The organism is Plebeiibacterium sediminum, from assembly GCF_026013605.1.
GTDB lineage: Bacteria > Bacteroidota > Bacteroidia > Bacteroidales > Marinilabiliaceae > Saccharicrinis > Saccharicrinis sediminus.
The window spans coordinates 1-17,285 of sequence record NZ_JAPDPJ010000090.1; the positions used below are offsets into that span (position 1 = coordinate 1).

At 32.3% G+C, this 17,285-nt stretch carries 12 protein-coding genes; 10 read left to right on the top strand and 2 right to left on the bottom strand.

What is annotated here, in order from left to right; translation table 11 throughout:
* The first annotated feature begins 944 nt into the window (after positions 1 to 944).
* The 10 genes from OM075_RS22320 (at position 945) to OM075_RS22365 (ending at position 16,362) form a co-directional block, all read left to right on the top strand.
* Positions 945 to 1,850 (top strand): hypothetical protein, encoded by a 906-nt coding sequence (locus OM075_RS22320; protein WP_301192777.1) that lies wholly within the window; start codon positions 945 to 947, stop codon positions 1,848 to 1,850.
* 36 nt (positions 1,851 to 1,886) lie between these two features.
* A complete protein-coding gene (locus OM075_RS22325; RefSeq protein WP_301192778.1) occupies positions 1,887 to 2,744 on the top strand; it encodes a hypothetical protein in 858 nt (285 codons plus the stop codon).
* Between the two features lie 40 nt (positions 2,745 to 2,784).
* The gene (locus OM075_RS22330) at positions 2,785 to 4,017 is read left to right on the top strand and encodes a hypothetical protein (protein ID WP_301192779.1); all 1,233 of its coding nucleotides are present in this window, start codon (positions 2,785 to 2,787) and stop codon (positions 4,015 to 4,017) included.
* A gap of 58 nt (positions 4,018 to 4,075) precedes the next feature.
* Positions 4,076 to 5,023 (top strand): hypothetical protein, encoded by a 948-nt coding sequence (locus OM075_RS22335; protein ID WP_301192780.1) that lies wholly within the window; start codon positions 4,076 to 4,078, stop codon positions 5,021 to 5,023.
* Positions 5,024 to 5,222: 199 nt separating this feature from the next.
* Positions 5,223 to 5,966, top strand: coding sequence for a hypothetical protein (locus OM075_RS22340; RefSeq protein WP_301192781.1), 744 nt, complete (start codon positions 5,223 to 5,225; stop codon positions 5,964 to 5,966).
* Between the two features lie 39 nt (positions 5,967 to 6,005).
* On the top strand, positions 6,006 to 7,076 hold the full coding sequence (locus OM075_RS22345; protein ID WP_301192782.1) for a hypothetical protein: 1,071 nt from the start codon (positions 6,006 to 6,008) through the stop codon (positions 7,074 to 7,076).
* Positions 7,077 to 7,082: 6 nt separating this feature from the next.
* A complete protein-coding gene (locus tag OM075_RS22350) occupies positions 7,083 to 8,201 on the top strand; it encodes a hypothetical protein (protein ID WP_301192783.1) in 1,119 nt (372 codons plus the stop codon).
* Positions 8,202 to 8,365: 164 nt separating this feature from the next.
* Complete coding sequence (locus OM075_RS22355) at positions 8,366 to 12,196, top strand: RHS repeat domain-containing protein (RefSeq protein WP_301192784.1); 3,831 nt, start codon at positions 8,366 to 8,368, stop codon at positions 12,194 to 12,196.
* Positions 12,197 to 12,244: 48 nt separating this feature from the next.
* The gene (locus OM075_RS22360) at positions 12,245 to 15,955 is read left to right on the top strand and encodes a DUF6443 domain-containing protein (RefSeq protein WP_301192785.1); all 3,711 of its coding nucleotides are present in this window, start codon (positions 12,245 to 12,247) and stop codon (positions 15,953 to 15,955) included.
* Positions 15,952 to 16,362: a hypothetical protein gene (locus tag OM075_RS22365; protein WP_301192786.1), complete on the top strand. Its 411-nt coding sequence runs from the start codon at positions 15,952 to 15,954 to the stop codon at positions 16,360 to 16,362. Before OM075_RS22360 ends, OM075_RS22365 begins: the two co-directional genes overlap by 4 nt.
* Positions 16,363 to 16,495: 133 nt before the next feature.
* Here OM075_RS22365 and OM075_RS22370 read toward each other — a convergent pair whose 3' ends face one another.
* Complete coding sequence (locus OM075_RS22370) at positions 16,496 to 16,825, bottom strand: helix-turn-helix domain-containing protein (RefSeq protein ID WP_363321647.1); 330 nt, start codon at positions 16,823 to 16,825, stop codon at positions 16,496 to 16,498.
* A 4-nt stretch (positions 16,826 to 16,829) separates the two neighbouring features.
* A partial coding sequence (locus tag OM075_RS22375) for an IS3 family transposase (RefSeq protein WP_301192787.1) occupies positions 16,830 to 17,285 on the bottom strand: 456 nt, incomplete at its 5' end.

The window sequence follows — 17,285 nt, forward strand, 5'->3', positions numbered from 1 at the left end:
CTGTTAAATAGAGACTATAAACTGGCCTGTTTTAAACCGAAATCATTGGCATACACCGACCGATATTAGTGGCATAAATCAAACCGAAATAGCCAGTATGCGTTTGGCTTTATGTTATATCTATAGTTATTTTACAACTGCTTTATTAACTCTTTATTCCTTTTATCAGAAATACTGTCCTGTTCTATTTATCAATAGATTTTGTGCCATATAAAAGTTCATTTCATTTAAATTACCTAGAATTATAATCATGTGTTCTGTTAATATATCAGATTTTGATTTATTTGTTCCATCATGCAATAGAAACTAAGCATATAGTTAGTAATTAATTAACATGTTATGAGAAATTATTAATCACTATAGATGATATAAATAGTTATTTGTCATAAATATTAGTTATTTTATCAAATTAGATTAGGTTATAAGTACTATAAATTATTATTTTTGGTTCGAAAAGTCGAAATTATATTTGTTTGCATTATATAATGTTAAATGAGGTAATGAGTTGGTATATACAGATAAAAACGAATATTATTTTGGAATCATTAAACAAACAGAACTAAATTTAATTTTTTATGCTAAAATTTAACCTCCTAGCCGTATTATGCCCCCCTCTTTATAAAATAATTAGTGAGCCCAGTTATCTTGAGATTGATAATGCACTGCCTTATAAAGAATATTTCATATAGTAAAATTTAATATTAGGCTTAGCTCATAAACTTCCCGGCAAAATAAAATATCCATATTAATAAAATTAATTCTATTCCTATCGCTTTTTATGTTTGCGATTAACTGTTTTGCAATAAATATTGCATAAGGAAATTTTCAGCCTATTTGTATTACTTATTAAGGAAATGATAGTTGAAATAGCAGCTGCGCATAGAATGAACGATATAGGATTTGAAGCATTCGCATTTTCAATAAATTTATAGATACATATAATAATGAAACGAAGAACAACGCATTTTTTGATGATTCTGTTAATTGTCCTTGGGATAAGCCCTAGCTTATATTCACAGACTCAATTACAAGTAGATATTTCAAATAATGGATCTTCTACAATCTATTATAAAAAGATTGGTACAGTAAATAATTATAATGGAGTTATTAACATTAATGGAGTATTAGGTGCTCATACGCCTTCGCAAGGAAAATCAAAGGTTGATCTTACATTTAACGCAAGGGATAAATTTATGGCCATGGGTCATATTGATGGTAAAAGTCCGAATTGTTACATCATATTGGTTAAAAATGGCTCTGGACCTTTTGGTTCAGATTATGATGTTTATTTACGTTATGGGGCATGGGCACAGGCAAGTATTACAATTACAGGTATTGGACATTGTAGTACTATTGATGGTCAGGTATCAACAGAAAATCCGGGTATTGCATTTTGGTCTTCTGATGATATTGTAGCAGGTCAAACGATAACAACATTTATTGATGATGTGATTGTTAAAGGAGGGCTTACTACAAATGGAATCATAAAAGCACCAGAAATAAAAGTGGAGGCTCAAACAGCAGACTTCGTTTTCGCAGACAATTATCAGTTAAAGAGTTTAACTGATGTAGAAGCATATATAAAAGAACACAAACACTTGCCAGAAATACCTAGTGCTAAAGATATGGGAGCATCAGGTGTTAACCTTTCCGAAATGAACAAGCTGTTACTTCAAAAAATTGAAGAGTTGACTTTGTATGCTATTGATAAGGATAAAGAAGTTAGCACCTTGAAAGAGACAGTTAAAAATATAGAAGGATCAAGGAGCATGGAACAAAAAAGGAGCGAAACTTTGGAAAAACGCTTATCCAAGCTAGAATCGTTAGTTGAAAGTATCACATCGAAATAACAATTGTAAAAATTAATTTAAAAAGTTAGACGTAAAATGAAAGGTATCCTATTACTTGTTGTAACCCTTTTTTCAATTTCACTTGTAGGTTATACACAAACAAATATAAAAGACGAGACAGGAAACTCGACTCCAATAAATGTAAAGAATAATAATGTTGGAATTGGTACTGCAGCTCCATCCGAAATGCTAGATGTTAATGGAAATATTAAAACCAATAGGTTATATATTAGGGCAGGAGATGGAATATATTCAAAGTACAATAATGACTATATTCTTAGAGATCATAATAATGGTAATGTAACTGTTAATGCGTCTGGATTAGATTTGTATTTAGGTTTTGTTAATACCCACAGAATACGCATATCTAAATCGTTATATGATAAGAATGGTTCTTATTGTATATTAAGTGCTGATGGATTTGTTTATCAATCAAAAGGAGGAGTAAATAATTATTTTGCAGGTAATGTTGGAATCGGAACAGCTAATCCCACAGAAAAATTATCTGTTAACGGAACTGTTTTGGCTAAAGAAGTACGTGTTTCTGCAGAAAGTAATGATTGGCCAGATTTTGTTTTTTGCGAAGACTACCGACTAAAAGACTTAACTGATGTAGAAGCCTATATAAAAGAACACAAACACTTGCCAGAAATACCTAGTGCTAAAGATATGGAAGAATCAGGTATTAACCTTGCCGAAATGAACAAGCTGTTGCTTCAGAAAATTGAAGAATTGACTTTGTATACTATTGAATTAGAGAAAAGAGATAGGGAAAAAGTGGATCAGATCGATAAAATAGAAGAATCTAGGAGCTTGGAACAAAAAAGGAGAGAAGCTTTGGAAAATCGCTTATCTAAGCTAGAATTGTTAGTTGAAAGTATCACATCGAAATAACAATTGTAAAAATTAATTTAAATAAAAAGTTAGACGTAAAATGAAAGATATCATATTACTTGTTGTAACCCTTTTTTCAATTTCACTAGTAGGTTATACACAAACAAATATAAAAGACGAGACAGGAAACACAACACCTATCTATATCAAAGGTGGCAAGGTAGGAGTTGGGACAGATTCTCCCGGAGAGAAATTAGATATATACGGAAAACTAAGAACAATTAATTATTCCGTTAGTTCTGCTACATGGGATAATATAACAATGTGGTCAACAGGTTCTGAATCTTATATTCAGTCAAATGGAGATGAAAATGGTTTATTTATTAAATCTAATACTGGTAATAAAATTATTTTTGAAAGTAATGTTGGTATTGGCATTGAAAGTCCTTTAACAAAGTTGCATGTAAATAATGGTAATTCAGGGTTTAATGCTTCTAATGTATCAGGTTTGTTTGTTGAAAATAATGGTAGTGCTAATAATTATTTTGTATTTCAAACAGCAACTATTGGAGGAGGAAAGTCATTTAGTATTACAAATTCAGGACTGGTAGGCATTGGTTTAAGTAACCCGGATAGCAAATTACATCTTAAAGACGGGAATATAAAGTTATCTAATTCGGGAAATACAAGTTATGGGATTGTATTTGAGCATGATTATCCTAATTATCCAACTTCAGTAGCTCAAATTTTATTTGATTTCTATGGGCATTCTTACGGTGGAGCAGTAGTGAAACATGGAATGATATATCAATCTGGAAGAAAAGGATTATCTAAACATTGGTTTATTGATTCTTCAGGAAAAACTCAGATGATGATTGATAATAATGGTAATGTTGGTATTGGTAATACTTCACCTAATGCCAAATTAGAAGTTGCTGGCACTATCCGCGCTACAGAAATAAAAGTTGAAGCTCAAACCGCTGACTTCGTTTTTGCAGACAATTATCGGTTAATGAATTTAACTGATGTAGAAGCCTACATAAAAGAACACCAACACCTACCAGAAATACCTAGTGCATCAGATATGGAAGCATCAGGTGTTAACCTTGCCGAAATGAACAAGCTGTTACTTCAGAAAATTGAAGAATTGACGCTTTACACCATTCAACAAGATGAAAAACTTGTAAAAATAGAAGGAACTAAAAAGGTGGAAAGGTTGGAGAGAGAAAAACTGAAAAAAGAGTTAGAAACTCAAAAGCAATTAGTAAAAGAGCAAGAAGAACGTTTGGCTAAGATAGAGACTCTTATACTTGGCAATGCATCAGCCAATTAATTTTGTAAATCTTTTCAAATAAATAATAATTCTAATACTTACAACTAAATAACTATAAATGCAAAGAAGTTTAATAATATTCATAATCCTGTTAATGGGAATAAGTATTTCAGCACAAAATTTTGGAGGGGCAACCATTTCAAATAATTCTTTTCAGTTTATATCAAGTTATGGAGATCTGAGAATGAGGCGCTATATAGCTAATGATTTAGTATGGAAAAGAGCATTAGTTCCAACAGCGAATCAATTAGTTCTAAATTGTGGAGGAGATTTTATTGATGGTATAAAAATTTCTGGTTTTGGTTTAGGAGTTGAAGGGAAATTGGGGATTGGAATAACTTCTCCTTTGGAAAAGCTTCATATTAAGGATGGTAATTTTTTATTAGAAATGAATTATAGTGGAAGCCAAGATCCTATGGTTTTGATTGATAATGAAAATGGAGGTGCAAACATTAATCAAACTTATTACAGATGGAGCGGTGTTGATGCAAGATATTATGCTACAAGATTTCATAATGAAGGACAAAATGGGTTTTCAATTCAAATAGGTGGTGTTAGTAAGAATATTGGAGAGCATAGTTTTATTAATGTTTTTAATATTGCAAACAATGGTAATATAGGGATCGGGACTAATACACCAGATTACAAATTAGATGTTGCCGGAACCATACGTGCCGCAGAAATCCAAGTCGAAGCACAAACGGCTGATTTTGTTTTTGCAGAAGATTACCAACTTAAGAATTTAACTGATGTAGAAGCATACATTAAAGAGCGTAAACACTTACCTGAAATTCCTAGTGCAGCAGATATGGAAGCATCTGGTGTTAACCTTGCAGAGATGAATAAGTTGTTATTGCAAAAAGTAGAAGAGTTAACATTGTATACAATTGAGCAAGAAAAGAAACTTTCTGAAATTGCAGTATTAAGGCAAAAAGAGGAAGACGAAAGAGTAGTATTAGAAGAACGGTTAGCTAAACTTGAAAAAATTATATTGGAAGCAGAATAATACTCAGAGGTATACAATATCTAATTTATTAATAATATATGCAAGCAATAAAGCTAATGATATTAATTACTTGAATATATAGACTTCCGAAATATATAATTCATAGCAATGATACTATATCAATAACCGATGGTGTATTCTTATTGGTTTTATAATTTACAATCCCCCTGAATAAGTAAAAATTTAACAAACTTTAAAAATGAAAAAACTATTGTTATTAACAATCTGTATTGTTAGTTCTTATGTTCTGTATTCGCAAAAAGGCACCTATTATGAACTACATTTCGTAAAGGCTGATGGTTCATCAAATTCTGATCCAACTTATTTTTATAGAGATGACCAAACTACCGATAGAACAAGTTTGAAATTGAGATTGGGAGATGAGAACTCTTCTGATTTTCAGATTGGATATAGGTTTTATTCTGATGGAAAATGGTATAGCAATTTTAAACTTGATGGTAATGGTAACGGATATTTTAGGGGGAAATTAACTGTAAATAGTAATCAATATGTGATGGGTAATGTTGGTATTGGAACTACCAGTCCATCGTGTAGATTACAAGTTTTAGGCACCATACAGGCTACCGAAATAAAAGTTGAAGCTCAAACTGCAGATTTTGTTTTTTCAGACAACTACAAACTTAAAAACTTAAGCGATGTAGATACCTACATTAAAACTTATAAACACCTACCAGACATTCCTAGTGCTAAAGAAATGGAAGCTTCAGGGGTAAATTTGGCCGAGATGAATAAACTTTTGTTACAAAAAGTTGAGGAGTTGACATTGTATGCAATAAAGCAAGAGGAGGCTAGAAATAAGGAACAGGAAAAAAGAGAAAACTTAAAAGTAGAGTTAGAAGTGCAAAAAAAAATAGTTAAGCAACAAGAGGAGCGTCTGGCAAAACTTGAAGCTGTGATATTAAACGAGTCTGCAAAATATTAATTTTTTAATCAAAAGCAAACCTTAAAAAATAAACATGTAATGAAACGTATTGCATTTATAATATTTAACCTGATTATTTGTACTCTTGGTTTTTCTCAACAATATGAAGGTTACTTTAGAACGGTTTCGGGAAATAATACCTATCATCATTTTACCAGAAATGGAGGAGGGTCTGTAGTTTATATTAATCAGCTAGATACAACTCATCCAATTTTAAGATTGTCAAGTGGAACATCTACTGCCAATGAAAGAATAAAATTTACTGTTGAAAATAATGGATTTGTGGGTATTGGAACATCATCTCCAACTTCATTATTAAACCTTCAGGGTACGCCTTGGTGTGGTATAAAAATTCAAGATGTTACAAAAACAGATGGACGTGGAGTTAAAAACCAATATTTAGATGGTAATAATGATGGATGGGCTATGTATTTTGGTGGACATTACTCGAATCAGCCATTAAAATTCGCTCCAATTTCAAAAGGAGTTCAAGGTAATGCATCTTTGTCATTGTTAGATAATGGTAATGTGTCCATTGGTAATTTTTCAAATAATACTGTTGGACGACTTCAAATAAAGGGTGATGGACCCGATCAGGGAGTTACAATTTGGAATGAATCCGGTGCAACTACCTTTAGATTATGGGCTGATGCAACTACAAATGTAGGCTATTTGTCAAGAGGGAATTTAGGAACCTCTGGTATTGCGCTTGCTGTAAATGGAAATGTTGGTATTGGAACAGCAAAGCCTACAGAAAAACTATCAGTAAATGGAACTATCCTTGCTAAAGAAGTCCGAGTATCTACAGAAAGTACTGATTGGCCAGACTACGTCTTCTCGGATACCTACAATTTAAAAGACCTGAGCGAAGTAGAGGCATTTATTAAAGAAAATAATCATTTACCGGAAATACCAAGTGCTGAAGAAATGGAAGCTTCAGGAGTAAATTTGGCTGAGATGAATAAGTTATTGCTGCTAAAGGTAGAGGAGTTGACTCTCTATATTATCGAAAAAGATAAGCAAGTAGAAAAACAACAAGATAGGTACAATGATCTGGAAAGCCAGCTTAATATAATAAAGAAAACACTATTGAATAATAATATTAAATAAACAACTATGAAAAATTATCTATTTGCATTTATCATTTTTCTGCATTTTGTAAATCTTTCAGCTCAAACTAATCCAACATCAATTTATATCAGAGGAACAGGTTTAAACAGAAATGCAGCACGAATATTAAAAATAGGAAATCAAACAATTTATAATACAGCTTCAGGAAGAGGATTAAGATTAACGATTATAAATAAATCAGATATATCAATGGTGTTCGATCAAAATTATGATTGTTATGGTTCTTCTGCTGCTTCTGAAAGTTTAGCATCAAAATTGAATTCGATAGGTCAAAATCAAATAGGTATTTTAACCTCCTTTGATGCATGGGAAGGACAGGTATCTACAAATTTGGATAATGCTTTTTTACGATTGGGTTTAACAATAGCAATGGGTACAGTTAATAGTGGAAGTAGAAGACCCTATACTGCAATTTTTGAAGGAGCCTCCAATGGTGAAATTACAGGAAAGGCAATAGAAGTAAGCTTTAAAAATAACGTTAATATGCCCTATGCAGAGTTAAGAGGTTTTTTTATAGAAGGATCTTTTGTTGCATCAGGAAGTCAAAGTAATGCACTTTTAAAGCCACAGGGAGATGGGGTGGCAGCTATAGTTGATTATAGAGGAAATGTTGGAATTGGAACGACTGTTCCAGATTATAAACTTGATGTAGAAGGTACAATTCGGGCTAAAGAAATTAAAGTTGAAGATATTGCTGCTGCAAATATTGACTTAAATGGAAATTTGGCAGCAAATCAAATTACCGTTAAAGCCAATGGTAACACTGCCGACTTTGTCTTCTCCGATACCTACAATTTAAAAGACCTGGGCGAAGTAGAAAGTTACATTAAAACTCACAAGCATTTACCAGATATACCAAGTGCTGAAGAAATGGAAGCTTCAGGAGTAAATTTGGTCGAGATGAATAAGTTATTGCTGCAAAAGGTTGAGGAGTTGATGCTCTATGCTATACAGCAAAAGGATGAAAGAAAAAAGGAACAAGTAGAAAGAAAGGTCTTAGAAGTAAAGCTTGAAGATCAGAAGGCGAAGTTAAAAGAGGTAGATGTCTTGAAGGAAAGGCTATCTAAGATTGAGGCTATACTACTAACTACACCAAACCCCTAAAGTAGCATTTATTATTAGCAATAGATAATTGATAAAAACAGTAAGGAGGAATATTGTCTCATAGTTTTTCTTATATGTTACTTGATCATTGTTCCAGAATATAGAATTAAACTAGAAGAATAGTCAATATTTACCAGTCACAGATTAGAATCTTATAATAAAAAATGAAAGAAACAAATAGAGTTATACCAGTCATTTTTCTAAAAAAAGTGAGTAATTTAAATAAGGCTGATTATAGTTTATTAAAACTTATTGCCTTGGTAGTAATATTGTATGTATTACCACTAAAATCATATTCTCAAAGTAGTAATTATATTATTACTCCTGAAATCAAATCGCCACAGGTATACTTGATGAAGCAGTTTGCAGATTATCCCGTAGATAGATCTCGTGGTTTAGTTGATATTAACATACCTTTATATGAAGTAAATGAAAAATATGTAAAAATACCAATAGATTTGAAGTTTCACGCTTCTGGTTTAAAAGCAAATATAGCAGAGTGTGGATCTTTGGGGTTGAAATGGGTAATTAGTGGAACTGGTTTCATAAGTAGGGAAGTAAGAGGTATCCCTGATGAAATAAAACCACACAAACAAGGAATTACAGAAAACTATGATCCAGATTGGGTTACTTTATTTGGAACAGATTATCATACAAATGGATACTATACAGATACGGATCATCCAAATAATAGTGTATTTGTTAGAGATTTATATAATATCGATTATATACATCGAAATGGAGAATATAAAGATACAGAGTATGATATTTTTACTTTTGTATTACCAACAGGAGAAAGTGGTAAATTTATTTTAAAGGATATAGATGGAGTTAAAGAAGCTTCATTTATGCCTTATAAACCTTTTAAAGTTCAAAATTTAAAAAAAGGATATGGTAAAGTTTGGGTAGAAGGAATCTATACTAGTTTTGAGATTGTAGATGATAAAGGTATTACTTATTGTTTTGGAGGTAAAACAGAGAATGGGGATTTGTATTATGATGATTCAGAAGACAATATGCATTGTTCTTGTTGGTATCTAAAATCTGTAATTTTACCCAATAAAAAAGATAGTATAAACTACTTCTATGATTTAAGATATGTACCTAGTGCTAATCCTAATCAAACTCTTGTAATAAACGACCAAGTTGAAGCTCCTATAATGGAAGGAGGGTATTGGGCTAGTGAAATATTAAGGAATTATTTTGGCGATGTAGAATGGGTTCAGGATAATACCGAGCAATGGGGATACACAAAATCAGTTCATGTTCTTTCAAAGATTAAGTTTAGTTCAGGGAGTATTAAATTCAATTTTATACCAAACAGTAATGATGATTGTGATTTTTTTATAGAAAATATGATTGTGTCAGATTCATATAATAATCCAATTAGAAGAGTTTATTTTAATATTGAAAGTACACTTAGTTCAATTAAATCAACTGATAAACCGAGCTATTTGACTTCTGTTACAATTAAAGGAAACGATGACGAATCTATAAAGCAGTATTCGTTTGATTATTATAATATGGATAAATTGCCAACCTTAGATAAACTAGCCTTTAGATCAGATTATTGGGGGTACTATAGTTCAAGCTCAGGTAAATTAACCAAGGATAAAATTGCAGTAAATAAATACTACATAATGGATGAACCTATATATACTAATTTTTCAAAGTTCTTAAATTATGATATAGGAACAGCTATAAATAGATATTCAAATAAAGAGGATATGAAAATAGGAATGATTAAGACGATTACATATCCAACCGGGGGAAAAACAACTTTTGATTATGAATGCAATCAATTCAAAGATGGAGATAATATAAAAAACTGTGGAGGATTAAGGATTAAATCCATTACTTCAAATGATAATAGTGGAAAAGAAATAAAACGCACATTTACATATGGTAAGAATGGAGATGGTATAGGAACTTTACCTTATTATTTAAAGCCATCAAAAGAAAATGGATACCTAAATAATTATGAAACTCATGGAACTTCTTATTATTTTTTAAAAGATCTAGTGATTATAGGTCGAGATGTTTATCCACCAGTGATAGAAGTAGGATGGTATACCACAAGGACATTTACAGGACAGTTTCCTGGTAATTATTACACGTTTCTAGATAAAATAGTTTCCTATAATTTGGTTACAGAATATAAAGGAGATGAGTCAAGTAATGTTGGTAAAACAGAATATTACTATTCTAGTAAATATCCTCGCATGGAGGATTATTCTTTTGATTCATGGAGAATTCATTATACAACTAGGATCGAAGGGACTAATCCATATAAATTTTGGGAAGGAAATCATTTGGATAGAAAAATAGATTATGACTATAATTTAAATAATAGAATGTACTCAATTGTAAAACAGACAGATTATAATTATAATTCTTATATAGTTGATACCTTTTATGATCTTTCTGTTCGAAGAAAAATTTTATTTAATAAATATAGTAGTTCTTCTGATTATACTCTTCCAGAAACTCAGGAATTAAATGACGTGTTTGCAGCTCCATTACAATATTTTGCTTATAAAGTTCAAAAGTATGCAGTTGGAGTTGAAAATTTAACATCTATTAAGGAATATTTATTTGATGGAGGAGATACTATTATTCAGACAACACATAATAGTTATGATAGAGATAAGCCAACGTTTTTATCTTACAAAACAGTTTTAGATTCAAATGATGAAGAAATATACCAAAGTTTTTGTTATCCTTTTAATATTAATTATGGGGTATATCAACAAATGGCAGACGCTAACATTATTTCACCTGTTATAGAAAAAATTACTTCCAAAACAGGTGTTGTTTCCAATAGTATTTTAACTAAATATAAAAAATCTGATAATAATTTTGTTCCAGATGAAATTTACTCTACTGAAATTACCTCACCTGTAGCAACATCTAGTTTTAATGAATTCACAGGAATAGAAAAGGATGTGAATTATAGTAAAGATGCAGAAGGAACATATAATTCCTACGATATATATGGTAATCCTATTGAAATAACAGCAAAGGATGGAGTTGTTACTACCTACGTATGGGGATATAATCATCAGTATCCGATAGCAAAAATTGTTAATTATAGTAAGTCCCAATTCGACTCTAATACAGATTTGCAAAATTATATTTACAATTTGGAGGATTTTACATTTTGGGAAAATGGTTTTAAAGAACAATTGGACGTGTTAAATACAACGCTTCGTTATATAGTAACAGGAAGTGATGTGCAACTTTATACCTATACATACGATCCCTTAGTAGGAATGACAAGTGAAACCGATCCCAATGGAAATACTACTTTTTACGAGTATGATGGTATGAACAGATTAAAACAGATTCGTGATAATGATGGGAATATATTAAAACAATATTCATACAATTATCATTTTGATCCAAGCATTTATTCGGAAATGACCTGTTCAATTACTACCAATAAAAGTGAATATGATCAGGGAGAACTAGTTAATTCACAGGTTAGTGTAAACGGAGGATCTGGTAATTTTACCTATAAGTGGACAGCCAAGGCAAATTCCACTACAGTTGCCAATGGTTCAGGATCTACATTTTCGTTTAGAAGTAATTATGGAGGAACACTGGTGTTAACCTGTGAAATAACAGATCAATTGTTGGGCACCGTAAAAACAGTATCGAAAAATATTGTAATGAACTCATGTGGAATAACCATGAATACGGGATTTCTGGCTTATACTTATGGCATTAATAAAGATGGCAATAAAGCTACTTTTTATCTTAATTTTTCAAATACAGGAGCTGCTATGGTCAAATATAGTACCTATTTGGTTGGAAGATTAGAGGGGGGCTGTTTTCCTAGTTCAACAAAGAGTTTTACGATAAACTATTCAGGAAGAACATGGTTAATAGATATAACTAGTAGTGGCGATATTAAATTTACTATTACCTCAGGGTCAGATTTTCCAAAGAATTCACCTTTTTATTATACAGGAAGTATGGTATATGACTTATAATAAAATTCAAAAATTATTGATGAAAGTAATGTAAACAAACCAGAAAAAATGAGAAATAAATATATAAAGTGGTTAATGTTAATGATATTAACGTTTCCATGTATAATAAAAGCACAAACCGCGAGTTCATCTCATAATTACGTAACTACTGAAACAGTATTGAAAGAAGGAGTTACCACAGATTCGCAAGTAACTAATCTTGATTACACACAAAAGTCCACCACCATAAATTACTATGATGGCTTAGGACGTCCGGATCAGGTGGTTCAATATAAAGCAGGAGCTAAAGTTAATAATGTTGTTAAAGATATTGTTACACCAATAGATTATGATGATTATGGAAGGGAAAGTATTAAATACCTTCCGTACGCCAATACATCAGGTTCAGGAGGGTATGTTGATAATGATATATTGGGACAAAAGGCCTATTATGCACCTGGTCAGATTGATGTTAAACGATCTTTAACGAGTGTTCCTTTTTCAGAGACAGTTTTTGAAAGCTCACCACTAAACAGGGTGTTAGAGCAGGGAGCACCGGGTAAGGCATGGCAACCATTAAATGCAAATATAGCTAATAGTGGCCATACGGTTAAAATGGAATATGGGACCAATAAGGAAAATGACGTATTTCGTTTTGAAGTGATTAATAATCAATTAGTAAAAGAGGGTTATTATATAGCTTCTGAATTATACAAAACTGTATCAAAGGATGAAAACTGGGTTTCAGGGAATCTACATACCACAGAAGAGTTTAAAGATAAGCAGGGGCAGGTAGTTTTAAAACGTAGCTATGTAGAAGGAGAAACTGCAATAGACACGGTAGATACCTATTATGTATATGATGATTTTGGATTACTGCGCTATGTAATACCACCACAAGCGGTGAAAAATCTGTATAAAGGTACTGATGTAAATAGCGAAATTGAGCTTGTAGATCAGGATCAAACCTTAACAGGAGCTCCGCAAGCAAGTACGTATCTAATTACTAAAGGATCCAGTGTAACCCTATCTAATTTTAGGTTTTCTGCATCATCCGGCTCAAGCCTGACTATATCAGCAGGGGCAGGTAATGGCGACTTAATATACGCCTATAAGTATGATGGTAGAAAGCGAATGATAGAAAAGAAAATACCAGGAGCCGCACCAGTATATATGGTTTATGACAACAGAGATCGTTTAGTGTCGACACAGGATGGGGAAATGCGGGAAAAGGGAGTGTGGTTATTTACCAAATATGATATATTAAATCGTCCGATAATAACAGGATTATTAAGCAATAATCTCAAAACTCAGGATGCCATGCAAAAAAAAGTTGATGATTTTTATAAGGATTTAACTAAAAAGTATTTTGAGACAAGAAATGATAGCTTAAGCACATCATACAGTTATACAACCAGCAATAGTTTTCCTGAGGTAGGAATAGATAGATGGTTAAGTATTACCTATTATGATACGTATGGATATAAAGATTGTAAAGCATTTTCTACAGGAAATAATATCAGTGATGAAATTTCGTATAATCATGCTGTAAAGGGACAAGTAACAGGAACCCGAACCAAAGTATTGGATGGAAATGAGTTTTCATCTACTCAAGCACAATGGTTGGTATCAACAGTTTATTATGATAATAAATATAGATGCATACAAAGTTTAACTGATTTATTTCCTGCCAACGGTGGCGCTAACTATACATTGGTAAGTAATAATTATGATTTTGTGGGAAAGATTGAAAGTAGTAAAACAATAAATGTGTTCCAGGGAACCACAAAGATTATTGATGAGCGCTATGATTATGACCATGCCGGAAGATTATTAAAACATTACCATAAAATTAATGGTAAAAATGAAGTATTGCTAGCAGATAATACCTACAATGAATTAGGTCAATTAATTACCAAAAAAGTAGGTGATAATGTTCAACAAATGGATTACCAATATAACATACGAGGTTGGTTAACTCAGGTAAATGACCCATCTGTTACAGCAGCAGGCAGTAAAAAGTTGGCATTAAAGCTTGATTATATAGATCCCTCAAGTGTATTAAATGCTCAAAAACAATACAATGGTAACATTTCATCCATGATTTGGCGAACTGAAAAACAAAGCAGCGTAAGTGGAGATATGAGTGCTTATGGCTTTAACTATGATGGACTTAATAGGCTAACCCAGGCCAATTATGGACAAGGGGGTAGTTCAATTGCCCGTAATGGTGCATATGATGTAACAATTGGTAATTATGACTTAAATGGTAATATAGGTATCCTAACCCGTAAAAAGGCCAGTACTACTATTGATAATCTAAGCTATAGTTATAGAGGTAACCAATTGTTGAGCGTAAATGATGCAGCTAATGATAATGTTGGATTTAAAGAAAAGAGTAGCAGTGGTATAGAGTATAATTACGACCTTAATGGTAATATGACTGCAGATAAAAACAAAGGTCTTACCAATGTAAAATATAACTTTTTAAACCTACCTGAATTATTAACAGGTGATGATAACAAAACAATTCGTTATATTTACACCGCAGATGGACAAAAAGTAGCCAAAACTGCAAATGGTAAAACCACTTATTATACAGGAACAACTATTTACGAAGAAAGTACCTTACAGCAAGTATTACACAGCGAAGGAACAATAGCCATGAACGGAAGCAGTGCCACATACCAGTATCATTTAAAAGATCACTTAGGCAATACCCGTGTGGTTGTTGATGAGAACAATGTAACCAATCAGGTTAGCTTTTATTATCCATTTGGTATGACAGCAGAGCAGTTTAACTCTGGAGCTAAAAATAAATACCTTTATAACGGTAAAGAGCTTCAAGAGGATGCTATAGGAGGTAGAGTTTTGGATTGGTATGATTATGGTGCTAGGTTCTATGATCCCGCTATCGGGAGGTGGCATAGTATAGATTTACTTGCAGAAATTTACTTTTCAAGTACTCCATATCATTATGTATTAAGTAATCCTATAATTTTTACGGATGCTTTTGGTTTAGCTGTTCGTAAAAAGAAGAATGGGTATGAAATAACAGGAGATGATGCAGTCACTTATGCAATAAATATGGGACTTGTGGGTAATGGAGGAAATACTTGGGCAGATTTTTACAAATCGCTTGATGATGCAGCTGCAGGCAATAAAAAAGAGAATAAAGGAAATAAAGTAGCTAATCGCTCGGAGTCTACTGATGTTTATGGTTCTGGAGATGCTAAAAGTACTAAAGGTGCTCCAGCAGCAATTAATCATGATAACAATGCACTAAGTAATTATCGTCAGAGTATACGAAAACAAGAAGATTTAGCTTTTCAGCAGAGTGTAAATCACGCCATAAATACAGATGGAGTAAATACCGTTTTAGGAACATTAGCTGTACCAGGGGTAATTATAGGAGCTTCTATAAGTGGATGGTCAATGGGAACTGAATTTGGGTTGCAGATGATTAAGAACGACTTTAATGTTCAAAAGTCCATCCAGAACTTCAATGTAACTTCTGCAATACCGGGAGGTAATATATATGGAAAAGCCGCAGGAGTGCTCTCTAGTATGTTTATACAGAATGCTAGTTTTAATGATGGTATTCAAACAAATAATTCAGTTGGAGAAATTGTAGGAGGCGGTCTTGTTGGAGGTTTTACTACATATAGTGGAGGGCAAATAGGAAAAGCATTTGGAGGAGGTAGTGCAGGTAATACTGCTTCAGGAACTTATTCAGGGTTTCTTAAGATTATGACAACCTATGTAAATTCGAATCAATGAAAGAAAAAAATATTGTAATTGTTGGAACTGTAATACTTGCAGTTTGTATTATGATTGTATTGAGAATAAGTGTAAATAAATCGTTTGATAAATACTTTGATGATGTAGATAGGGCTGTAGGAGTAACTACGGAAACTACTCTAAAGGCAAATGGGACAGGGATTAATGTTCATTATTTATACAGAATTGGAAAAACAATATACAAGGGTTCTTATAGCACAAAAGGTTCTCATGGTATTAAAGTTCCTAAAGGAAAATATTTGGTTGTGTATAGTAGAAAAAATCCTGTATATAATGCATTTGTTCCAGTTTTAGTTAATCAAAATTTAAAAGATATACAAGTCGATTCTTTAGAACTTAAGAAAAGGTTTGACTTAACAACAAGAGCCAAAATAGTTAGAAAATAATCTCCCCACCCGTACGCGCGGATTTAGCGTAGCATAATCCGTGAAATAAGCAAGCTGTAAGTCATATACAAGAGCCGCAATTCATAAAGTTGTGGCTCTTTGGGTTGTATGTATGGGTTTGTAACCCGGCTGTTTATAACGCAGCAATATTTGTATTAAAGAAGTCTTTGAACTTACGTTTAGTAAGCATGGTGTCAATGATATTAAACACTGTTTCTTTATCCTTTTCATCCAGTTCCTGGATTAACTTAACCTGCTCAATTAATCCTTTATCTTCTATAGTCACTTCTTTGGGTACATCGCCTTCAAGGTGTACGATTTGATCAATAGTCAAACCATAAAACTTGGCCATCTTATCCAGTATATCAACAGACGGTTCAACTATCCCTTTTTCGAGTTTATTATAGTGCGCAGGTTTTAAGCCAATCCCCAGTAGGTGGAATTGCAATAAAAAACTAGACAAAAAGTTAAGCCACTTTTCTGATTACCACCTTTCCATACTCTTCAGGTGTTTGATAGTTTAAATAAGAATGTCTTCTTTTTCGATTATACCATATCTCAATAAACTCAAAAATCTCATTTCTAGCATACCAATGGTTCAAGTATAATCGATGATATATTAGTTCTGATTTAAGAATTTTAAAGAAGCTTTCTGCTACAGCATTATCCCAGCAATTACCTTTGCGACTCATGCTTTGTGTAACAGCAAAACCAGATAAAAGTCTTCTAAACTCATTTGAAGCATATTGTACACCCCTGTCAGAATGAAATATTAACTGTTTGGTTAATGGGCGATTTATCAATGCCATTTTCCAAGCTGCTTTTACTGTATCCTTTGCAGTCATATTATCACTTAAAGCCCATCCTATAATCTTACGATCAAATAAGTCCATAACAATAGTCAGATAAAGCCAACCTTGCTT

Coding starts and splice junctions, on each gene's coding strand:
- OM075_RS22320 (WP_301192777.1), top strand. CDS start 945: ATGAAACGAAGAACAACGCATTTTTTGATGATTCTGTTAATTGTCCTT.
- OM075_RS22325 (WP_301192778.1), top strand. CDS start 1,887: ATGAAAGGTATCCTATTACTTGTTGTAACCCTTTTTTCAATTTCACTT.
- OM075_RS22330 (WP_301192779.1), top strand. CDS start 2,785: ATGAAAGATATCATATTACTTGTTGTAACCCTTTTTTCAATTTCACTA.
- OM075_RS22335 (WP_301192780.1), top strand. CDS start 4,076: ATGCAAAGAAGTTTAATAATATTCATAATCCTGTTAATGGGAATAAGT.
- OM075_RS22340 (WP_301192781.1), top strand. CDS start 5,223: ATGAAAAAACTATTGTTATTAACAATCTGTATTGTTAGTTCTTATGTT.
- OM075_RS22345 (WP_301192782.1), top strand. CDS start 6,006: ATGAAACGTATTGCATTTATAATATTTAACCTGATTATTTGTACTCTT.
- OM075_RS22350 (WP_301192783.1), top strand. CDS start 7,083: ATGAAAAATTATCTATTTGCATTTATCATTTTTCTGCATTTTGTAAAT.
- OM075_RS22355 (WP_301192784.1), top strand. CDS start 8,366: ATGAAAGAAACAAATAGAGTTATACCAGTCATTTTTCTAAAAAAAGTG.
- OM075_RS22360 (WP_301192785.1), top strand. CDS start 12,245: ATGAGAAATAAATATATAAAGTGGTTAATGTTAATGATATTAACGTTT.
- OM075_RS22365 (WP_301192786.1), top strand. CDS start 15,952: ATGAAAGAAAAAAATATTGTAATTGTTGGAACTGTAATACTTGCAGTT.